This is a genomic window from Paraburkholderia ribeironis, from assembly GCF_900019265.1.
Taxonomy (GTDB): domain Bacteria; phylum Pseudomonadota; class Gammaproteobacteria; order Burkholderiales; family Burkholderiaceae; genus Paraburkholderia; species Paraburkholderia ribeironis.
This window is the reverse complement of sequence record NZ_CYGX02000034.1, coordinates 142,420-158,206: the sequence shown is the minus strand read 5'-3', so window position 1 is coordinate 158,206 and position 15,787 is coordinate 142,420. Positions and strand designations below refer to the sequence as shown.

General features: G+C 64.9%; 10 protein-coding genes. 6 read left to right on the top strand and 4 right to left on the bottom strand.

All coding sequences use genetic code 11. From position 1 onward, the window contains the following. Positions 1–18 precede the first annotated feature (18 nt). The 5 genes from gcvH to BN2475_RS16640 all read left to right on the top strand — a co-directional run bounded on the left by gcvH (position 19) and on the right by BN2475_RS16640 (position 8,045). A complete protein-coding gene (gene gcvH / locus BN2475_RS16660; protein ID WP_094780596.1) occupies positions 19–399 on the top strand; it encodes a glycine cleavage system protein GcvH in 381 nt (126 codons plus the stop codon). Positions 400–477: 78 nt separating this feature from the next. Beyond that, positions 478–3,414 (top strand): aminomethyl-transferring glycine dehydrogenase, encoded by a 2,937-nt coding sequence (gcvP, locus tag BN2475_RS16655; protein ID WP_094780595.1) that lies wholly within the window; start codon positions 478–480, stop codon positions 3,412–3,414. Positions 3,415–3,543: 129 nt separating this feature from the next. Next, complete coding sequence (locus tag BN2475_RS16650) at positions 3,544–4,674, top strand: alginate lyase family protein (RefSeq protein WP_094780594.1); 1,131 nt, start codon at positions 3,544–3,546, stop codon at positions 4,672–4,674. Positions 4,675–4,701: 27 nt separating this feature from the next. After that, positions 4,702–6,090: an L-serine ammonia-lyase gene (locus tag BN2475_RS16645; protein ID WP_094780593.1), complete on the top strand. Its 1,389-nt coding sequence runs from the start codon at positions 4,702–4,704 to the stop codon at positions 6,088–6,090. Between the two features lie 236 nt (positions 6,091–6,326). Then, positions 6,327–8,045, top strand: coding sequence for a thiamine pyrophosphate-binding protein (locus tag BN2475_RS16640; protein WP_094780592.1), 1,719 nt, complete (start codon positions 6,327–6,329; stop codon positions 8,043–8,045). Positions 8,046–8,141: 96 nt separating this feature from the next. Here BN2475_RS16640 and BN2475_RS16635 read toward each other — a convergent pair whose 3' ends face one another. After that, positions 8,142–9,290, bottom strand: a complete 1,149-nt coding sequence (locus tag BN2475_RS16635) for a branched-chain amino acid ABC transporter substrate-binding protein (protein ID WP_094780591.1) — start codon at positions 9,288–9,290, stop codon at positions 8,142–8,144. Between the two features lie 86 nt (positions 9,291–9,376). Then, positions 9,377–13,306, bottom strand: coding sequence for a trifunctional transcriptional regulator/proline dehydrogenase/L-glutamate gamma-semialdehyde dehydrogenase (gene putA / locus BN2475_RS16630; protein ID WP_094780590.1), 3,930 nt, complete (start codon positions 13,304–13,306; stop codon positions 9,377–9,379). 316 nt (positions 13,307–13,622) lie between these two features. Between putA and BN2475_RS34650 the strand changes: the two genes are divergently transcribed. After that, the gene (locus tag BN2475_RS34650; protein ID WP_162844481.1) at positions 13,623–13,796 is read left to right on the top strand and encodes a hypothetical protein; all 174 of its coding nucleotides are present in this window, start codon (positions 13,623–13,625) and stop codon (positions 13,794–13,796) included. Between the two features lie 173 nt (positions 13,797–13,969). Here BN2475_RS34650 and BN2475_RS16625 read toward each other — a convergent pair whose 3' ends face one another. Further along, on the bottom strand, positions 13,970–14,230 hold the full coding sequence (locus BN2475_RS16625) for a hypothetical protein (RefSeq protein ID WP_094780589.1): 261 nt from the start codon (positions 14,228–14,230) through the stop codon (positions 13,970–13,972). Positions 14,231–14,244: 14 nt separating this feature from the next. Continuing rightward, on the bottom strand, positions 14,245–15,657 hold the full coding sequence (locus tag BN2475_RS16620) for a YeiH family protein (RefSeq protein WP_094780626.1): 1,413 nt from the start codon (positions 15,655–15,657) through the stop codon (positions 14,245–14,247). Between the last annotated feature and the right edge of the window lie 130 nt (positions 15,658–15,787).

The window sequence follows — 15,787 nt, the reverse complement described above, 5'->3', positions numbered from 1 at the left end:
ACCGAATAGGAGCATCCGATGAGCATCCCGGCCGATCTGAAATACACCGAATCGCACGAATGGGTCCGCACGGAAGCGGACGGCACGCTGACGGTCGGCATCACCGACCACGCACAGGAAGCGCTCGGCGATATCGTCTTCTTCGAAGTTCAGGAACTCGGCAAGACCGTGACTGCGGGCGACACCGTCGCCGTGATCGAATCGGTGAAGGCCGCTTCCGATATCTATGCGCCGGTTTCGGGCGAGATCATCGAAGCGAACACGGCTGTCGCCGACGCACCCGACTCGGTCAACTCCGCTCCGTACGAAAGCTGGCTCTTCAAGATCAAGCCCGCTGCCGATGCAGCGCAGGATCGCCTGATCGACGCCGACGCGTACACGAAGTCGATCGGCGCCTGATTCACACCTCGCACACCTCGTTTAACCGTCAGGTGCGGCGAGCGCAAGGCACGACGCGCCGCACCGCCAGGAACACCCATGAAGCTCGAACACCCGGATCGTCTGATGAACCGCACTCCTCTCTCGCTCGCCGCGCTCGAAGTGCACGACGCCTTCGCCGAACGGCACATCGGCCCGGATGCGGCCGACCAGCAAGCGATGCTCGAAGCCCTCGGCTTCGCGTCGCGCGCCGCGCTGATCGACGCGGTCATTCCGAAGACGATCCGCCGCACCGAAACGCTGCCGCTCGGCCCCTTCGCGCAACCGAAGAGCGAAGCCGAAGCGCTCGCCGCGCTGCGCGAGCTCGCGGACCAGAACCAGGTGTTCCGCTCGTACATCGGCCAGGGCTACTACAACGCGCACACGCCGACGGTGATCCTGCGTAATGTGCTGGAAAATCCGGCGTGGTACACCGCGTACACGCCGTATCAGCCGGAAATCTCACAAGGCCGTCTCGAAGCGCTACTGAACTTCCAGCAGATGGTCGTCGACCTGACGGGCCTCGCGATTTCGAACGCATCGCTGCTCGACGAAGCCACCGCCGCCGCCGAAGCGATGACGCTGCTGCAACGCGTGGGCAAGCCGAAGTCGAACCTGTTCTTCGTGGCTGACGACGTGCTGCCACAAACCATCGAAGTGGTGAAGACACGCGCCACGCCGGTCGGCATCGAAGTGAAGGTGGGTCCCGCCGCTGAAGCCGCCAACGCGAACGCGTTCGGCGTGCTGCTGCAATACCCGGGCGTCAACGGCCACGTGTGCGACTACCGCGCGCTGACCGAAGCGATCCACGCGGCGGGCGGCCACGTGGTGGTCGCCGCCGACCTGCTCGCGCTGACCCTGCTCACGCCACCGGGCGAATGGGGCGCGGACGTGGCCGTCGGCAATACGCAGCGCTTCGGCGTGCCGGTCGGCTTCGGCGGCCCGCATGCCGCTTACCTCGCGGTGCGTGACGAATTCAAGCGGCAGATGCCGGGCCGTCTCGTCGGCGTGACCGTCGATGCGCAAGGCAATCCCGCGCTGCGTCTCGCGCTGCAAACGCGCGAACAACATATCCGCCGCGAGAAGGCCACCTCGAACGTGTGCACCGCGCAAGCGCTGCTCGCGATCATGGCCAGCATGTATGCGGTCTATCACGGCCCGCACGGCCTGAAGACGATCGCGCTGCGCGTGAACCGGATTGCAGCGTTGCTGGCTGAAGGCGCGAAGCAACTCGGCTACACGCTCGCCAACGAATCGTTCTTCGACACGCTCACGTTCGACACCGGCGCGCGCACCCAAGCACTGCACGATGCCGCGCGAGCGAAGCGCATCAACCTGCGCCACGTGAGCGACACGCAAGTCGGCCTGTCGGTCGACGAGACCACCACGCGCCACGACCTGGCCGATCTGCTCGCGGTGTTCGCGCAAGCCGCCGGCGTGCTGGACGTGCCGCAAGTCGATACGCTCGACGCCAGGCTTGCCGCGTCGAACACGGCATCGGTGCCGGCCGCGCTCGAGCGCACCAGCGCGTACCTCACGCACCACGTGTTCAATCGTCATCATTCGGAAACGGAAATGCTGCGCTATCTGCGCAGCCTGTCGGACAAGGACCTCGCGCTCGACCGTTCGATGATCCCGCTCGGCTCCTGCACGATGAAGCTGAACGCGACCTCGGAAATGCTGCCGATCACGTGGCCGGAGTTCGGTCAGATCCATCCGTTCGCACCGGCCGAGCAAACGGTCGGCTACCGCACGATGATCGATCAGCTCGAAGCGATGCTGGTCGCCGCCACCGGCTATGCGGCGGTGTCGCTGCAACCGAATGCCGGCTCGCAGGGTGAATACGCGGGTCTGTTGATCATCCACGCTTATCACGCGTCGCGCGGCGAAGCGCAGCGCAATGTCTGCCTGATTCCCGCTTCGGCGCACGGCACCAACCCGGCGTCGGCGCAGATGGCCGGCATGCAGGTGGTGGTGGTCGCGTGCGACGCGCAGGGCAACGTCGATATCGAAGACCTGCAGAAGAAGGCCGCGCAACACACCGACAAACTCGCGGCGATCATGATCACCTATCCGTCCACGCACGGCGTGTTCGAGCAGAACGTGCGCGAGATCTGCGAGATCGTGCACGCACACGGCGGCCAGGTGTACGTGGATGGCGCGAACATGAACGCGATGGTGGGTCTGTGCGCGCCGGGTCAGTTCGGCGGCGACGTTTCGCACCTGAACCTGCACAAGACGTTCTGCATTCCGCACGGCGGCGGCGGACCGGGCGTCGGTCCGGTCGCGGTCGGCGCGCACCTCGCGCAGTTCCTGCCGAACCAGATCTCATCGGGTTATGAACGCGCGCCGAACGGTATCGGCGCGGTGTCGGGCGCACCCTACGGCTCGGCGTCGATCCTGCCGATCTCGTGGATGTATATCGCGATGATGGGCGCGAAGAACCTGACCGCCGCGACCGAAACCGCGATCCTCAACGCGAACTACGTCGCGAACAAGCTCGCGTCGCATTACCCGGTGCTGTACTCGGGCCCGGGCGGGCTGGTCGCGCACGAATGCATTCTCGATCTGCGTCCGCTCAAGGAAACCAGCGGCATCACCGTGGACGACGTCGCCAAGCGCCTCGCCGACTACGGCTTCCACGCACCGACGATGAGCTTCCCAGTGCCGGGCACGCTGATGGTCGAGCCGACCGAATCGGAATCGAAGGAAGAACTCGATCGCTTCATTGAAGCGATGATTGCGATCCGCAACGAAATCCGCGCGGTCGAAGAAGGCCGCTCGGACCGCGAGGACAATCCGCTGAAGCACGCGCCGCACACCGCGGCGGCGGTCATCGCCGATGACTGGAAGCATGCCTATACGCGCGAAACCGCCGCGTATCCGTTGCCCACCTTGATCGCGAAGAAGTACTGGCCGCCGGTCGGCCGCGCCGACAACGTGTACGGCGACCGCAATCTGTTCTGCTCCTGCGTGCCGATCGCCGACTACGAGTAAGCATGAGCGCGCATCGCCCGCTGTCTGGAACAGGCGGCGGGGCGGTGCGCCGTTGTGTCCGCGCTTCTGTCGTTCGTGGCCGCAAACGGCTAACATCACACACCAAATCAGCCTAACGAGGAGTTTCGCATGGCGCGACAGGTGCGATCGATGCAAAGCCGGGCCGAAGCAAGGCGAGCCCGTACGTGGCAGCCAACTTACGTACTGCTGCTGGCTGGCGCAGCCGCGCTGCTGCCGCTGCGGCAAGCGCAGGCCGCGATGAATTTCTGCGCCGCGCCCGCGTTGCAAACCAGCGAGCGTACCAATGCCGATCCCGGCGTGAAGGCGCTCGTCAGCAATGTGCAGGCCCATCTGAACGAGCAGCCGCACGCCCTGGCCAAGCTCCATACCGAAGGCACGCTGCCGCACGAGGGCATCTACGATCAGAGCGTCGCAGCGGAGCAGGATCTCGATCTGTTGCGCGACGCCGCGCTCGCGTGGCGCGCGACCAGCGACGAGCGCTTTCTGAAGCTCGTCGACCGCTTGCTGTACGCGTGGGTCACGACCTATCAGCCGAATTTCAATCCGATCGACGAAACCCGTTTTGAAGGCCTGATCCTCGCCTACGACATGACGGCGAGCGCGTTGCCCGTGAAAACGCGCAACGCGACAATGGCATTTCTGACGAAGCTCGCGAACGGCTACATCGCGCAGATCGATGCGCAGCCGCGGCCGCTCACCGGCACGTTCCGCAACAACTGGCAAAGCCACCGTATCAAGCTGATCGCGATGGCCGCGTTCACGCTCGACAACCGCAAGATGATCAACGCGGCGCAGCGTCTGTTCACCGAGCATATCGGCGACAACATTGCACCGGACGGCTCGACTATCGACTTCAACGAACGCGACGCGCTGCATTACGTCACGTACGACCTGCAGCCGCTCGTGATGGCCGCGCTCGCCGCGCGCCGCCACAACCGCAACTGGCTGCAGGAGAAGGGTGCCAACGGCGCCACGCTGCTCGCCGCGCTCAACTGGCTCGCGCCGTACGCAACCGGCAAACAGACGCATGAAGAATTCGTGCATTCGAACGTCTCGTTCGATGCGAAACGCCGCGAGGCCGGTTTGCCCGGCTATTCGGGTCAATGGGACCCGAAGAACGCGACGGAACTGTTTCACCTGGCGGCGCGTCTCGACGGACGCTTTACGCCAATCGCGCTGCAGCTCGCACCGTCGCCGCCCGCGTGGCTCGCCGTGTGCCTACCGCTGCCGGCGCGCTAATATCTACTTATCAGCAGGGAGCAGTCAATGGCAGTCAGCGTGTTCGATCTCTTCAAAATCGGCATTGGTCCGTCCAGTTCGCATACGGTCGGACCAATGCGCGCGGCACTGATGTTCGCTCAAGGGCTCGAACGCGACGGGCTGCTGAGCGCCACCGCATCGGTGAAAGTGGAGCTGTATGGGTCGCTCGGCGCGACCGGCAAAGGCCACGGCACGGATCGCGGCGTGATGCTCGGCCTGATGGGCGACGCGCCCGACACGGTCGACCCGGACACGATCGCGCGCCGGCTCGAAGCGGTGCGGGTGTCGCGCAAGCTCGCGTTGCTCGGCACGCACGAGGTGCCGTTCGTGCAAAAAGATCACATTGCGTTTTATCGGCAAGCGTTGGCCGAGCATCCGAACGGTCTGAAGCTGCGCGCGTTCGACGCGCAAGGCGAGACCTTGCGCGAGTCGACCTATCTGTCGGTGGGCGGCGGCTTCGTGGTGACAGCCGGCGCACCGAACACCAAGGTGCTGAGCGCAGTCGATCAGTTGCCACACCCGTTTCGCACTGGCAACGAACTGCTCGCGTTGTGCGAGTCGACTGGCAAGAGCATCGCGCAGTTGATGTGGGATAACGAGCGCGTCTGGCACACGGAAGAAGAGACGCGCGCCGGCTTGCTGAAGATCTGGGATGTCATGCAATCGTGCGTGACGCGCGGCTGCGGCATCAACAATCCCGACGCCGACGGCAACTTGCCCGGCCCGTTTCAGGTGAAGCGCCGCGCGCCGCAGCTGTATCGCGCGCTGACCGGCAATCCTGAGCTTGCGCTGCGTGATCCGTTGTCGATGGTCGACTGGATCAACCTCTACGCAATCGCCGTCAACGAAGAAAACGCCGCGGGCGGGCGTGTCGTCACCGCGCCGACCAATGGCGCGGCCGGCATCATTCCGGCCGTGCTGCATTACTACACGCGCTTCATGCCGGGCTCGAACCAGCAGGGTGTGCTCGACTTCCTGATGACGGCGGCGGCCATCGGCATTCTGTACAAGCTGAACGCGTCGATCTCCGGCGCGGAAGTGGGCTGCCAGGGCGAGGTGGGCGTGGCCTGTTCGATGGCCGCCGGCGCGCTCGCCGCGGTGATGGGCGGCACGCCGAAGCAGGTCGAGAACGCCGCCGAAATTGGCATGGAACATAACCTCGGGCTGACCTGCGATCCGGTCGGCGGGATGGTGCAGATTCCGTGCATCGAACGCAATGCGATGGCGTCGGTGAAGGCAGTCAACGCGGCGCGCATGGCATTGCGCGGCGACGGCAGCCACTACGTGTCGCTCGATTCGGTCATCAAGACCATGCGCGAGACTGGCGCGGACATGAAGACCAAGTACAAGGAAACGTCGCGTGGCGGCCTCGCGGTGAACATCGTCGAGTGCTGAGCAATGTGCTTCAAGATGTGTGACGACGCGGGCCGCGGCGCGCGTTTTCACTGGCGATTTCACTGGCGTTTTCATTCGCGCGTTCGCCCTTCGTGTCCGGCGCAGTTGCGCTGCACCATGACAGCCAACGCGCGCTCAGCGTAAGCTGTCGAAGCGCCCATCGGCCAACGTCTCACGCATCCGCCGATACGGCCCTATCCGACCGCACTCATGCACTGCCTGGAGGCTCTTTCGCAATGTCGCTGCCGAATGCTCCCGTTTCAGATTCCAACGCCGCTCGCACCACTGGCGCGCGCCTCATCGTCGATGCCTTGCTGACGCACGGTGTCGAACGCGTTTTCTGTGTTCCTGGCGAGAGCTTTCTCGCTGTGCTGGACTCCCTGCGCGACGAGACTGAACACATCCAGACCGTCGTCTGCCGCCACGAAGCCGCGGCCGCGAACATGGCCGAAGCAGTCGGCAAACTGACTGGCCGCCCGGGCGTCGCGCTGGTCACACGCGGACCGGGTGCCACGCACGCGTCGATCGGTGTACATACCGCATTTCAGGACTCCACGCCGATGATCCTGCTGATCGGCCAATGCGCGCGCGAGCATCTGGATCGCGAGGCGTTCCAGGAGATCGACTATCGGCGCATGTTCGGTCAGATGGCAAAGTGGGTCGCGCAGATCGACGACCCCAAACGCATCCCCGAATATCTGAGCCACGCCTTTCACACCGCGACTGCCGGGCGGCCGGGTCCGGTCGTGTTGTCGTTGCCCGAAGATGTGTTGAGCGAAACGTGCGACGTCGTCGCTGGCGTGCCGCCCTATCAGCGCGTGGCGGCGTCGCCGTCCGGCGCGCAGATCGAGAAGCTGCGCCAGTTGCTCGAAGGCGCGCAACGGCCCATGGTGATCGCCGGTGGTAGCGGCTGGACGCCGGCCGCCTGCGCGGATCTGCGGCGCTTCGTCGAGAACTGGCAACTGCCGGTCGCGCTCGCGTTCCGCTTCCAGGACACGCTCGATAACGAGCATCCAAATTACGCGGGCGACGTCGGCCTCGGCATCAATCCCGCGTTGGGGCAGCGCATCCGCGACGCCGACCTGCTACTCGCACTCGGCCCGCGCCTGGGCGAAGCGACCACCAACGGCTACACGCTGCTCGACATTCCGAAGACGAAGCAAACGCTGGTGCATGTGCATCAAGGCGCGGAAGAATTGGGCCGCGTGTATGTCGCGGATCTGCCGATCGTCTCCGGGATGCCCGAGCTGGCCGCGTCGCTGGCCGCGTTGCAGCCGCCCTCCGACAAACCGGCATGGGCTGGTGCGGCTGAAAGCGCGCATCGCGCGTATCTCGAGTGGCGCAAACCGCTGCCGATCCCCGGCGACGTGCAAATGGGCGAGGTGATCCAGCAATTGCGCGCGCATCTGCCGGAAGACGCGATCGTCACGAACGGAGCAGGCAATTACGCGACGTGGCTGCATCGCCACTTCTCGTATCGTCACTATCGGTCGCAGCTCGCACCGACGAGTGGCGCGATGGGCTACGGCGTGCCCGCGGCGATCGCGGCGAAGTCGCTGTATCCGCACCGCGCGGTCGTCGCGCTGGCCGGCGACGGCTGCTTCATGATGGCCGCGCCGGAGCTGGCAACAGCGATGCAGTACGACCTGCACGTGCTGTTCATCGTCGTGAACAACAGCCACTTCGGCACGATCCGGATGCATCAGGAGCGGCATTATCCAAACCGTGTGCATGGCACCGGACTCACGAATCCAGACTTCGCGGCGTTCGCGCGGTCGTTCGGCGCGCACGGAGAAACGGTGGAGCGCACCGAGGATTTTCTGCCGGCGCTGCAACGTGCGATGAACGCCCAACGCGCGGCGCTGATCGAGATTCGCCTGCCGCAGGAAGCGAGCACGCCGGGCGCGACGCTGGAGCAGATTCGCGAGCAGGGCAGGAAGCTGCGCGGGGAGTAAGGCGGGCTCGAACGGCGCGTGTTGCCGCGCCTTGCCATAAAAAAACCCCGCCGAAGCGGGGTTTTTTTGACGCCGAAGCAAGCCGGAAAGACGCGCTTACTTGCCGCCCACGCTTTGCAGCGTCGTCCACTTGCCGTCGACCACCTTGTACAGCGTGATGCCGCCGTTCTTCAGGTCGCCCTTGCTGTCGTACGCGAGGTTCGACGACGTCACCGCCGGCATCGAGGTCTTCGCGAGCACCGGCAGGTACTTGGCCGGATCGGTCGAGTTCGCGCTCTTCATCGCGGTGAACATCGCCATCGCGCCGTCGTACGCGTACGGCGAGTACGTTTGCACGTCTTCGTTGAAACGCTTCTTGTACTTCGCGACGTAGTCCTTGCCGCCCGGCATTTCTTCCAGCGGCAGGCCGGCGAGCGATGCCACCGTGCCGTTGGCCGCGTCACCCGCGAGCTTGATGAAGGTCGGCGTGTGCACCATTTCGCCGCCCATCAACGGAGCCTTGACGCCCAGTTGCTTCATCTGCTTGACCATCGGCGCCGCTTGCGAATCCGCGCCGCCGTAGTAGATCAGGTCCGGGTTCGCCGACTTCAGCTTGGTCAGGATCGACTTGAAGTCCACGGCCTTGTCGTTCGTGTATTCACGATCGACGATCGTCGCGCCCGCCGCCTTCGCCGCCTTCTCGAACTGATCGGCCAGACCCTGGCCATAGGCCGTGCGGTCGTCGACGATCGCGATCTTCTTCATGCCCAGGTTCTTGACCGCGAACGCACCGGCGACCGAACCTTGCTGCGTGTCGGACGTCATCATGCGGAATGTGGTCTTGAAGCCTTGCTGCGTGTATTCCGGCGCGGTCGCCATGGCGATCTGCGGAATGCCCGCGTTCGCGTAGATGCGCGAAGCCGGAATCGTCGTGCCCGAATTGAAGTGGCCGAGCATGCCCTTGATGCCGTCGTCCACCAGCTTCTGTGCGACGGTCGTGCCGGTGCGCGGGTCAGCCTGGTCGTCGGCCGCATCCAGCACGAAGCGGACCGGCTTGCCGCCGATCACCGGCTTGCTCGCGTTCATCTCTTCCACGGCCAGCGTGATGCCGTTCTGGAAGTCCTTGCCATAGTGAGCCTGCGCGCCCGTCATCGGACCGGCGAAACCCACCTTCACGTCTTCGGTCGATTGAGCGTTGGCCGTCCCCGCCAGCGACATTGCCGCAACCAGCGTTGCGCCTGCCAGCTGTTTCATTTTGTGTTGCATAGCTTCTCCTTGGTACCAGGTATAGATGAAGCGGTTTTCGGGGTCGCCGTGCCGCTTCCGTTTTTTGAGGGATGGATGAGGTTCGCTCAGCCGATCGTCATCAAATTTGCATTGCCGCCTGCTGCTGCGGTATTCACGCTGACCGAGCGTTCCGTCAACAGACGCTCGAGCGCGTAGTCCTCGTCGCCGCTTTCCAGCGCGCGAGCCGCGACGCCTTGCACCGAGACGATCGGTCCCGGGCGCTTCGCCACTTCCTTCACCAGCGCCAGCAGTTCGTCGCTGTCGCCTTCGAACAGCACGGCATCGAACGGCGCATCGGCGCTCTTCTTCACGCTCGCATGTGACTTCAGCGATGCGGGCAAGCGCGAGACCAATTGTTCACCGGCCGCGCCTTCGAACAGCGCACGATTGCCCGTGGCCAGCGCGGCGGCCAACTGCACGCGCGCACCGCTCGCCGTCGACGCGATACACAGCACCGCGCCGCGTGCGCCCAGCGTGTAGGTATTGCGCTCGCCGGTGGGCCCCGACAACACGGCGGTCGCGCCCGCCGGCACATGCGACAGATACCCGTCGCAGCGCGCGGCCAGTTGCGGCTGACGCTCGGCGATCAGCCAGTCGCGCAACGCGGTCAACGCGGCGGACGGATTGTCGCCGTTTTCCGCGGCTTGCGGTACATCCGCCACCAGGGACTGCGCGAGCGACTTCGGCAAACCTGCCGGACGCGTGGCCAGCAGGCGCTGCAGGTACAGCGCGCCGCCCGCTTTGGGACCCGTGCCCGACAGCCCTTCGCCGCCGAACGGCTGCACACCAACCACCGCACCAATCACATTACGGTTCACGTAAATGTTGCCGACATGCGCGCGGCCAATCACATGCGCGATCGTTTCGTCGATCCGCGTATGGATGCCGAGCGTGAGTCCGTAGCCGGTCGCGCGGATCTGCTCGAGCAGCTTGTCGAGCTGGTTGCGACGGTAACGCACCACGTGCAGCACCGGGCCGAACACTTCGCGCTTCAGTTCGTCGATGCTGTCGAGTTCGATCAGCGTCGGCGGCACGAATGTACCTTGGGCCGCGCCTTCCGGTATCGGCAGTTGCTCGACCTTGCGGCCTTTCTCGCGCATCGCCGCGACATGCGTGTCGATGCTGCGTTTCGCGTCGAGGTCGATCACCGGACCGACGTCGATCGACAGCCGATCCGGATTGCCGACCGACAGTTCGCGCATCGCGCCGGTTAGCATCTCCAGCGTGCGGTCCGCGACATCGTCCTGCAAACAAAGAACGCGCAAAGCGGAACACCGTTGACCGGCGGAGTCGAATGACGATTGCAGCACGTCCGCCACCACCTGTTCGGCGAGCGCCGACGAATCGACGATCATCGCATTCTGGCCACCGGTTTCGGCGATCAGCGGAATCGGCTTGCCTTCAGGATCGAGGCGGCTCGACAGCGTCTTGTTGATCAGACGCGCGACTTCCGTCGAACCGGTGAACATCACCGCGCGGGTGCGCGGATCGGCCACCAGCGCGGCGCCCACCGTTTCACCGTCGCCCGGAAGCAGTTGCACCGCGCCCGCCGGCACGCCGGCTTCGCGCAGAATCCGCACGGCCTGCGCGGCGATCAGCGGTGTCTGTTCGGCTGGCTTGGCCAGCACGGTGTTGCCCGCGGCAAGCGCGGCCGCCACCTGGCCCATGAAGATCGCCAGAGGGAAATTCCACGGGCTGATACAGACCACGGGCCCGAGCGGACGATGCGTGTCGTTCGAGAACTCGTTGCGAATCTGCGTGGAGTAGTAGCGCAGGAAATCGATCGCTTCGCGAATTTCCGCCACCGCGTTCGCCAGCGACTTGCCGGCTTCACGCACCACCAGACCCATCAGCGTATGCATCTGCGCTTCGAGTAGATCGGCGGCGCGTGCGAGGCAATCGGCCCGCGCATCGACCGGTGTGGCCTGCCAGATCGGCGCGGCGGCAACCGCATGCGCAAGCGCGGCGCTCACGTGCTCCGGCGTCGCGTCGACGACGGCGCCGACGAGGTCGCGGTGGTCCGCCGGATTGCGCACGTCGCGTGCGGCGCCCACGGCGATCTCGTTGTCTTCGAGCATCGGCGCGGCGCGCCACGGATGATGCGCGCTCGCCAGCAACGCCGACGACAACGACGCCAGCCGATGCTCGTTCGACAGATCGAGACCCATCGAGTTGAGGCGCTCGGCGCCATACAGATTGCGCGGCAGCGGAATCTTCGCGTGCGGCGCGCCGAGCGGGACGATCTTCGACGCTTCGTCGACCGGGTCGGCGATCAGGTCGTTGATCGCGACGCTTTCATCGGCGATGCGATTCACGAACGACGTGTTCGCACCGTTTTCCAGCAGACGGCGCACGAGGTAGGCGAGCAGCGTCTCATGCGTGCCGACCGGCGCGTAGACGCGGCACGGCCGGTTCAGCTTGTCGCGGCCGGTGACCTCTTCGTACAGCGGCTCGCCCATGCCGTGCAGGCACTGGAACTCGTACTGACCGGGGTAGTAGTTGTTGCCAGCGAGGTGATAAATCGCCGACAGCGTGTGCGCGTTGTGCGTGGCGAACTGCGGATAGACCGCGTCGGGCGCGCCGAGCAGCTTCTTCGCGCAGGCGAGGTACGACACGTCCGTGTAGATCTTGCGCGTGTAGACCGGATAGCCTTCGAGGCCGTCCATCTGCGCGCGCTTGATTTCGGTGTCCCAGTAAGCGCCCTTGACGAGGCGCACCATGATGCGGTGACGGCTGCGCCGCGCCAGATCGACGATGTATTCGATCACGAACGGGCAACGCTTCTGATACGCCTGCACCACGAAACCGATACCGTTCCAGCCAGCCAGTTCCGGATCGAAGCACAGCGCTTCGAGCAGATCGAGCGAGATTTCGAGGCGGTCGGCTTCCTCGGCATCGATATTCAGGCCGATGTCGTAACGGCGCGCGAGGATCGCGAGCGCGCGCACGCGCGGCAGCAGTTCGCTCATCGTGCGTTCATGCTGCGAACGCGAGTAGCGCGCATGCAGCGCCGAGAGCTTGATCGAGATGCCCGGGCCTTCGTAGATGCCACGGCCGCCGGCGGCCTTGCCGATCGCGTGGATCGCCTGTTCGTACGACGCGTAGTAGCGTTGCGCGTCGGCTTCGGTGGTGGCCGCTTCGCCGAGCATGTCGTACGAGTAGCGGAAGCCGCGCGCTTCGTACTTGCGGCTGTTGGCCAGCGCTTCGGAAATGTTCTCGCCGGTGACGAACTGTTCGCCCATCAGGCGCATCGCCATATCCACGCCCTTGCGGATCAGCGGCTCGCCGCCCTTACCGATCAGCCGCGTCAGCGCCGACGAGAGACCCGTTTCGCTGTTGGTCGTCACCAGCTTGCCGGTGATCATCAGGCCCCAGGTCGCGGCGTTGACGAACAGCGACGGCGCCTGGCCGACGTGCGATTTCCAGTCGCCCTTGCTGATCTTGTCGCGGATCAGCGCGTCGCGGGTCGCGCGGTCGGGAATGCGCAGCAGCGCTTCGGCGAGACACATCAGCGCGACGCCTTCCTGGCTCGACAGCGAGAACTCGTGAATCAGCCCTTCGACGCCGCCGCCCTTGCTCTTCGAGCGCAGTGTTTCAACCAGCTTGCCGGCCATCGTCTGCACGTCACCGGCCAGATTGGCCGGCAAGCGCGCCTGGCCCAGCAGGAACGGCACGCACTCCGGCTCCGGACGACGGTAAGCGGCGGTGATTGCCGCGCGCAGCACCGATTGCGGTTGCACGTTCTGCGCGAATTCGAGGAAGGGGTGGGAGGCACCTTCTTCCTCGTGTTCGAGCGCGGCGCCGTCGGCCAGATCGGCCGTGCCCGTCGCACCCGACAGCTCGGGCGGCAGTTGGCCATGCTCGATTTTTTCGAGGTAAGCGAAGATCGCCTGCTTGATCAGCCAGTGCGGGGTGCGTTCAAGGCGGGTGGCGGCATCTTTCAGCCGGGAACGCAGGAGGTCATCGACCTTGACGCCAAGGGTGGTGCTAGCCATGTTTCCTTCTCGGATACCAAACGAATGTTTGGTGAAAGACTAAAGTTGGCCGAATCGTACGCCTCCCAATAAAAAGGTGCAACCATTCAGCACGCATGGTTGCACCCTGATGGAACCCTTGTGGGACGGGGAGTTTCGGCCGACGGGCGTGGGCGCGGCGGCGGCGGTTGCGCTCGGTATTTTCCCTGGCGTGATTCTTTTTTTCGTCGGCCTTATTAAATGACCCTGCGCGCCGTTAAAGAGACATGGAAGCAGCGGCCTCTTATGGCACGCAAAAGAACGATACGGGGTTATGGGGTTTGTGAGGACCGGTGAAATGGAAAAGTGGTTGGTGGTATTGGGCATCTGGGCGATGTGCGCGGCCTGCGCGATCCTGTTCATTCGCGGCGCGACGGCCCGCTCAAACAGGCGCGAGGCCGCCGAGGAAGGGCCACGCGTGGCATCGCGCGCATCGGCTGGCGATGTCACACGGGCCGCATTGAACGACTGAGCGAGATGGTTGCGGCGTAGGCTGGAATCGAGCCTTGAGCCTTGAGCCTTGAGCCTTGAGCCTTGAGCCTTGAGCCTTGAGCCTTGAGCCTTGAGCCTTGAGCCATGAGCCTTGAGCCGTAAACCGCGAGCAAGCGCCGCGTGCCCGGTGTGCACGCGGGGTCGACGTGCGCGTCAGCGCGACGCGATCGGTTCGAACTGCGCGCAGACGTCGCCCGGCGATACGAGCTGGTCGTGCAGACGACACAGCCGGCTATCCGCGACGCTCGCGCCAAATCCAGAGCCGAATACCGCGAGACCCGGCAGGCTCTGCTCCAGCGCGTGCCGATCGCCGGCGCGATGCCGGCAGCCGGCGCAGCAGGGCGCGCAAGCTGCGTCGCGCGCCGCCGTGGTGCTCCAGAGGCGGCGGCCGGCAGTGGGTTTTACGGGTGTCATAGGGGGCACGAGCCCTACCCCAGACTATTCCAGTACGCCGCGAACACGTGCGCGGACAACGCGTAGCCAACGCCGACGTTGACCACCACGCCCGCCGTGAACGCAAGGAACGGCTTCAGGCCAGTCGCCGTCAGCGTGCGCAGGCGCGTGCTCAGGCCGATGCTGAGGAAGCAGAACGTGAATGCCCACGTGCGCAGAACCGTGATCGGCGCGACGAACTCAGGCGTGACCACCTTGCGGTAGTCGGCCAGCGAGTAGTGGCTGGCGATCCAGGTCACCAGCGCCGACGCGACGACGAAGCCGATCACAAATTTCGGAAAACGCGCCCAGATCTCGCCGGCATTCGCCTTCGCCTGCACACCGCTATCCTGCGACTCCCAGCGCGTCGTCGCGACAATCGCCAGTACGAAGGCCCAGATGCCGATCCAGATATCGCGGCCGACCACCTTCATCAGCGTGAATGCCTGCAGCGAAGCCTCCGGTGCACCGGCGATCGCACCGCCCGCGTGCTTCGCGAAGTCGCCGAAGGCTTGCGCGGCCGCGATGCCGGCAGCGTCGGCGAATTCGGAGGTGCCGATCCACGCGCCGGCGACCGCCGTCGAAAGTCCCAGTGAACGCGACGCGAACGGCAACACGAAGATCATCACGATCGCCCACAGCACCACCAGCGTGATCGCCACCGATGCCTGTTCGCGTTTGGCCCGCACCGCACCGGCAATCGCGATGGCCGCCGACACGCCGCATACCGCGCCACCGACACCGAGCACGGCGGCAAAGCGGCGGTCAAGTCCAAACGCCCTGGCGGCAAAGAAGATCACGAAGAAGGTCACGAGCGACACAATGGTCGCCTGAGCGACGGCCACCGGTCCGGCCCACACCAGCAGCGTGAACGGCAGCGTCGCGCCGAGCAGCACGATCCCTACCTTGATATAAAACTCGACGCGCAAGCCCGCCGCAAACCACTCCGGCAAGGTAAACAGGTTCGAAATCAGCAGTCCGAGCGCGAGCGCCACCAGCGGCGGCTCCAGGTTGTACTTCGCGGCGTTGACCCACGCGCCCAGCGTGAAGATCAGCGCCGACGCGATGAACAGAATCAGGAACGCGGCGAGGAAAGCACCGACACGCTGCTTCATCAGGGCGAGGCTCGTGCCGAACAGCACCGCGAACACGATGAATAGCGCGACATAGTTCGGCAGATGCGTGCCGAGGTCGTGCGCGACCTGGCCGACGCTCGACCACCTGGCCGGCGCGACCGCCAGCCACTTGATGCTACTGCCCGACGCGAACAGCACCCAAGCCACCACGATCACCAGCAGACCCACCCACACGGCCAGCCAGTCTTCAGTCAGTAACAGTCCGCCGCCATGCGCGCCGTGGCGGTGTGCGGGCGCAGCGCCGCCCGGCACGGTCTGGTTGGTGTCGCTCATCGCAAATGCCCCGAGGAAGTTGAGGTGGATCGGCGCGCGATTGTTGGGGTTTTGCGTAGATACGCGCCGATTCGGCGAATATAGGCGAGCGATGGCGCAAACCGAAACGACCATTCGCTCTATGCATATG

What these genes read in the sequence shown, in the direction of transcription:
- gcvH (WP_094780596.1), top strand. Translation starts at nt 19, where the DNA reads ATGAGCATCCCGGCCGATCTGAAATACACCGAATCGCACGAATGGGTC.
- gcvP (WP_094780595.1), top strand. Translation starts at nt 478, where the DNA reads ATGAAGCTCGAACACCCGGATCGTCTGATGAACCGCACTCCTCTCTCG.
- BN2475_RS16650 (WP_094780594.1), top strand. Translation starts at nt 3,544, where the DNA reads ATGGCGCGACAGGTGCGATCGATGCAAAGCCGGGCCGAAGCAAGGCGA.
- BN2475_RS16645 (WP_094780593.1), top strand. Translation starts at nt 4,702, where the DNA reads ATGGCAGTCAGCGTGTTCGATCTCTTCAAAATCGGCATTGGTCCGTCC.
- BN2475_RS16640 (WP_094780592.1), top strand. Translation starts at nt 6,327, where the DNA reads ATGTCGCTGCCGAATGCTCCCGTTTCAGATTCCAACGCCGCTCGCACC.
- BN2475_RS16635 (WP_094780591.1), bottom strand. Translation starts at nt 9,290, where the DNA reads ATGCAACACAAAATGAAACAGCTGGCAGGCGCAACGCTGGTTGCGGCA.
- putA (WP_094780590.1), bottom strand. Translation starts at nt 13,306, where the DNA reads ATGGCTAGCACCACCCTTGGCGTCAAGGTCGATGACCTCCTGCGTTCC.
- BN2475_RS34650 (WP_162844481.1), top strand. Translation starts at nt 13,623, where the DNA reads ATGGAAAAGTGGTTGGTGGTATTGGGCATCTGGGCGATGTGCGCGGCC.
- BN2475_RS16625 (WP_094780589.1), bottom strand. Translation starts at nt 14,230, where the DNA reads ATGACACCCGTAAAACCCACTGCCGGCCGCCGCCTCTGGAGCACCACG.
- BN2475_RS16620 (WP_094780626.1), bottom strand. Translation starts at nt 15,657, where the DNA reads ATGAGCGACACCAACCAGACCGTGCCGGGCGGCGCTGCGCCCGCACAC.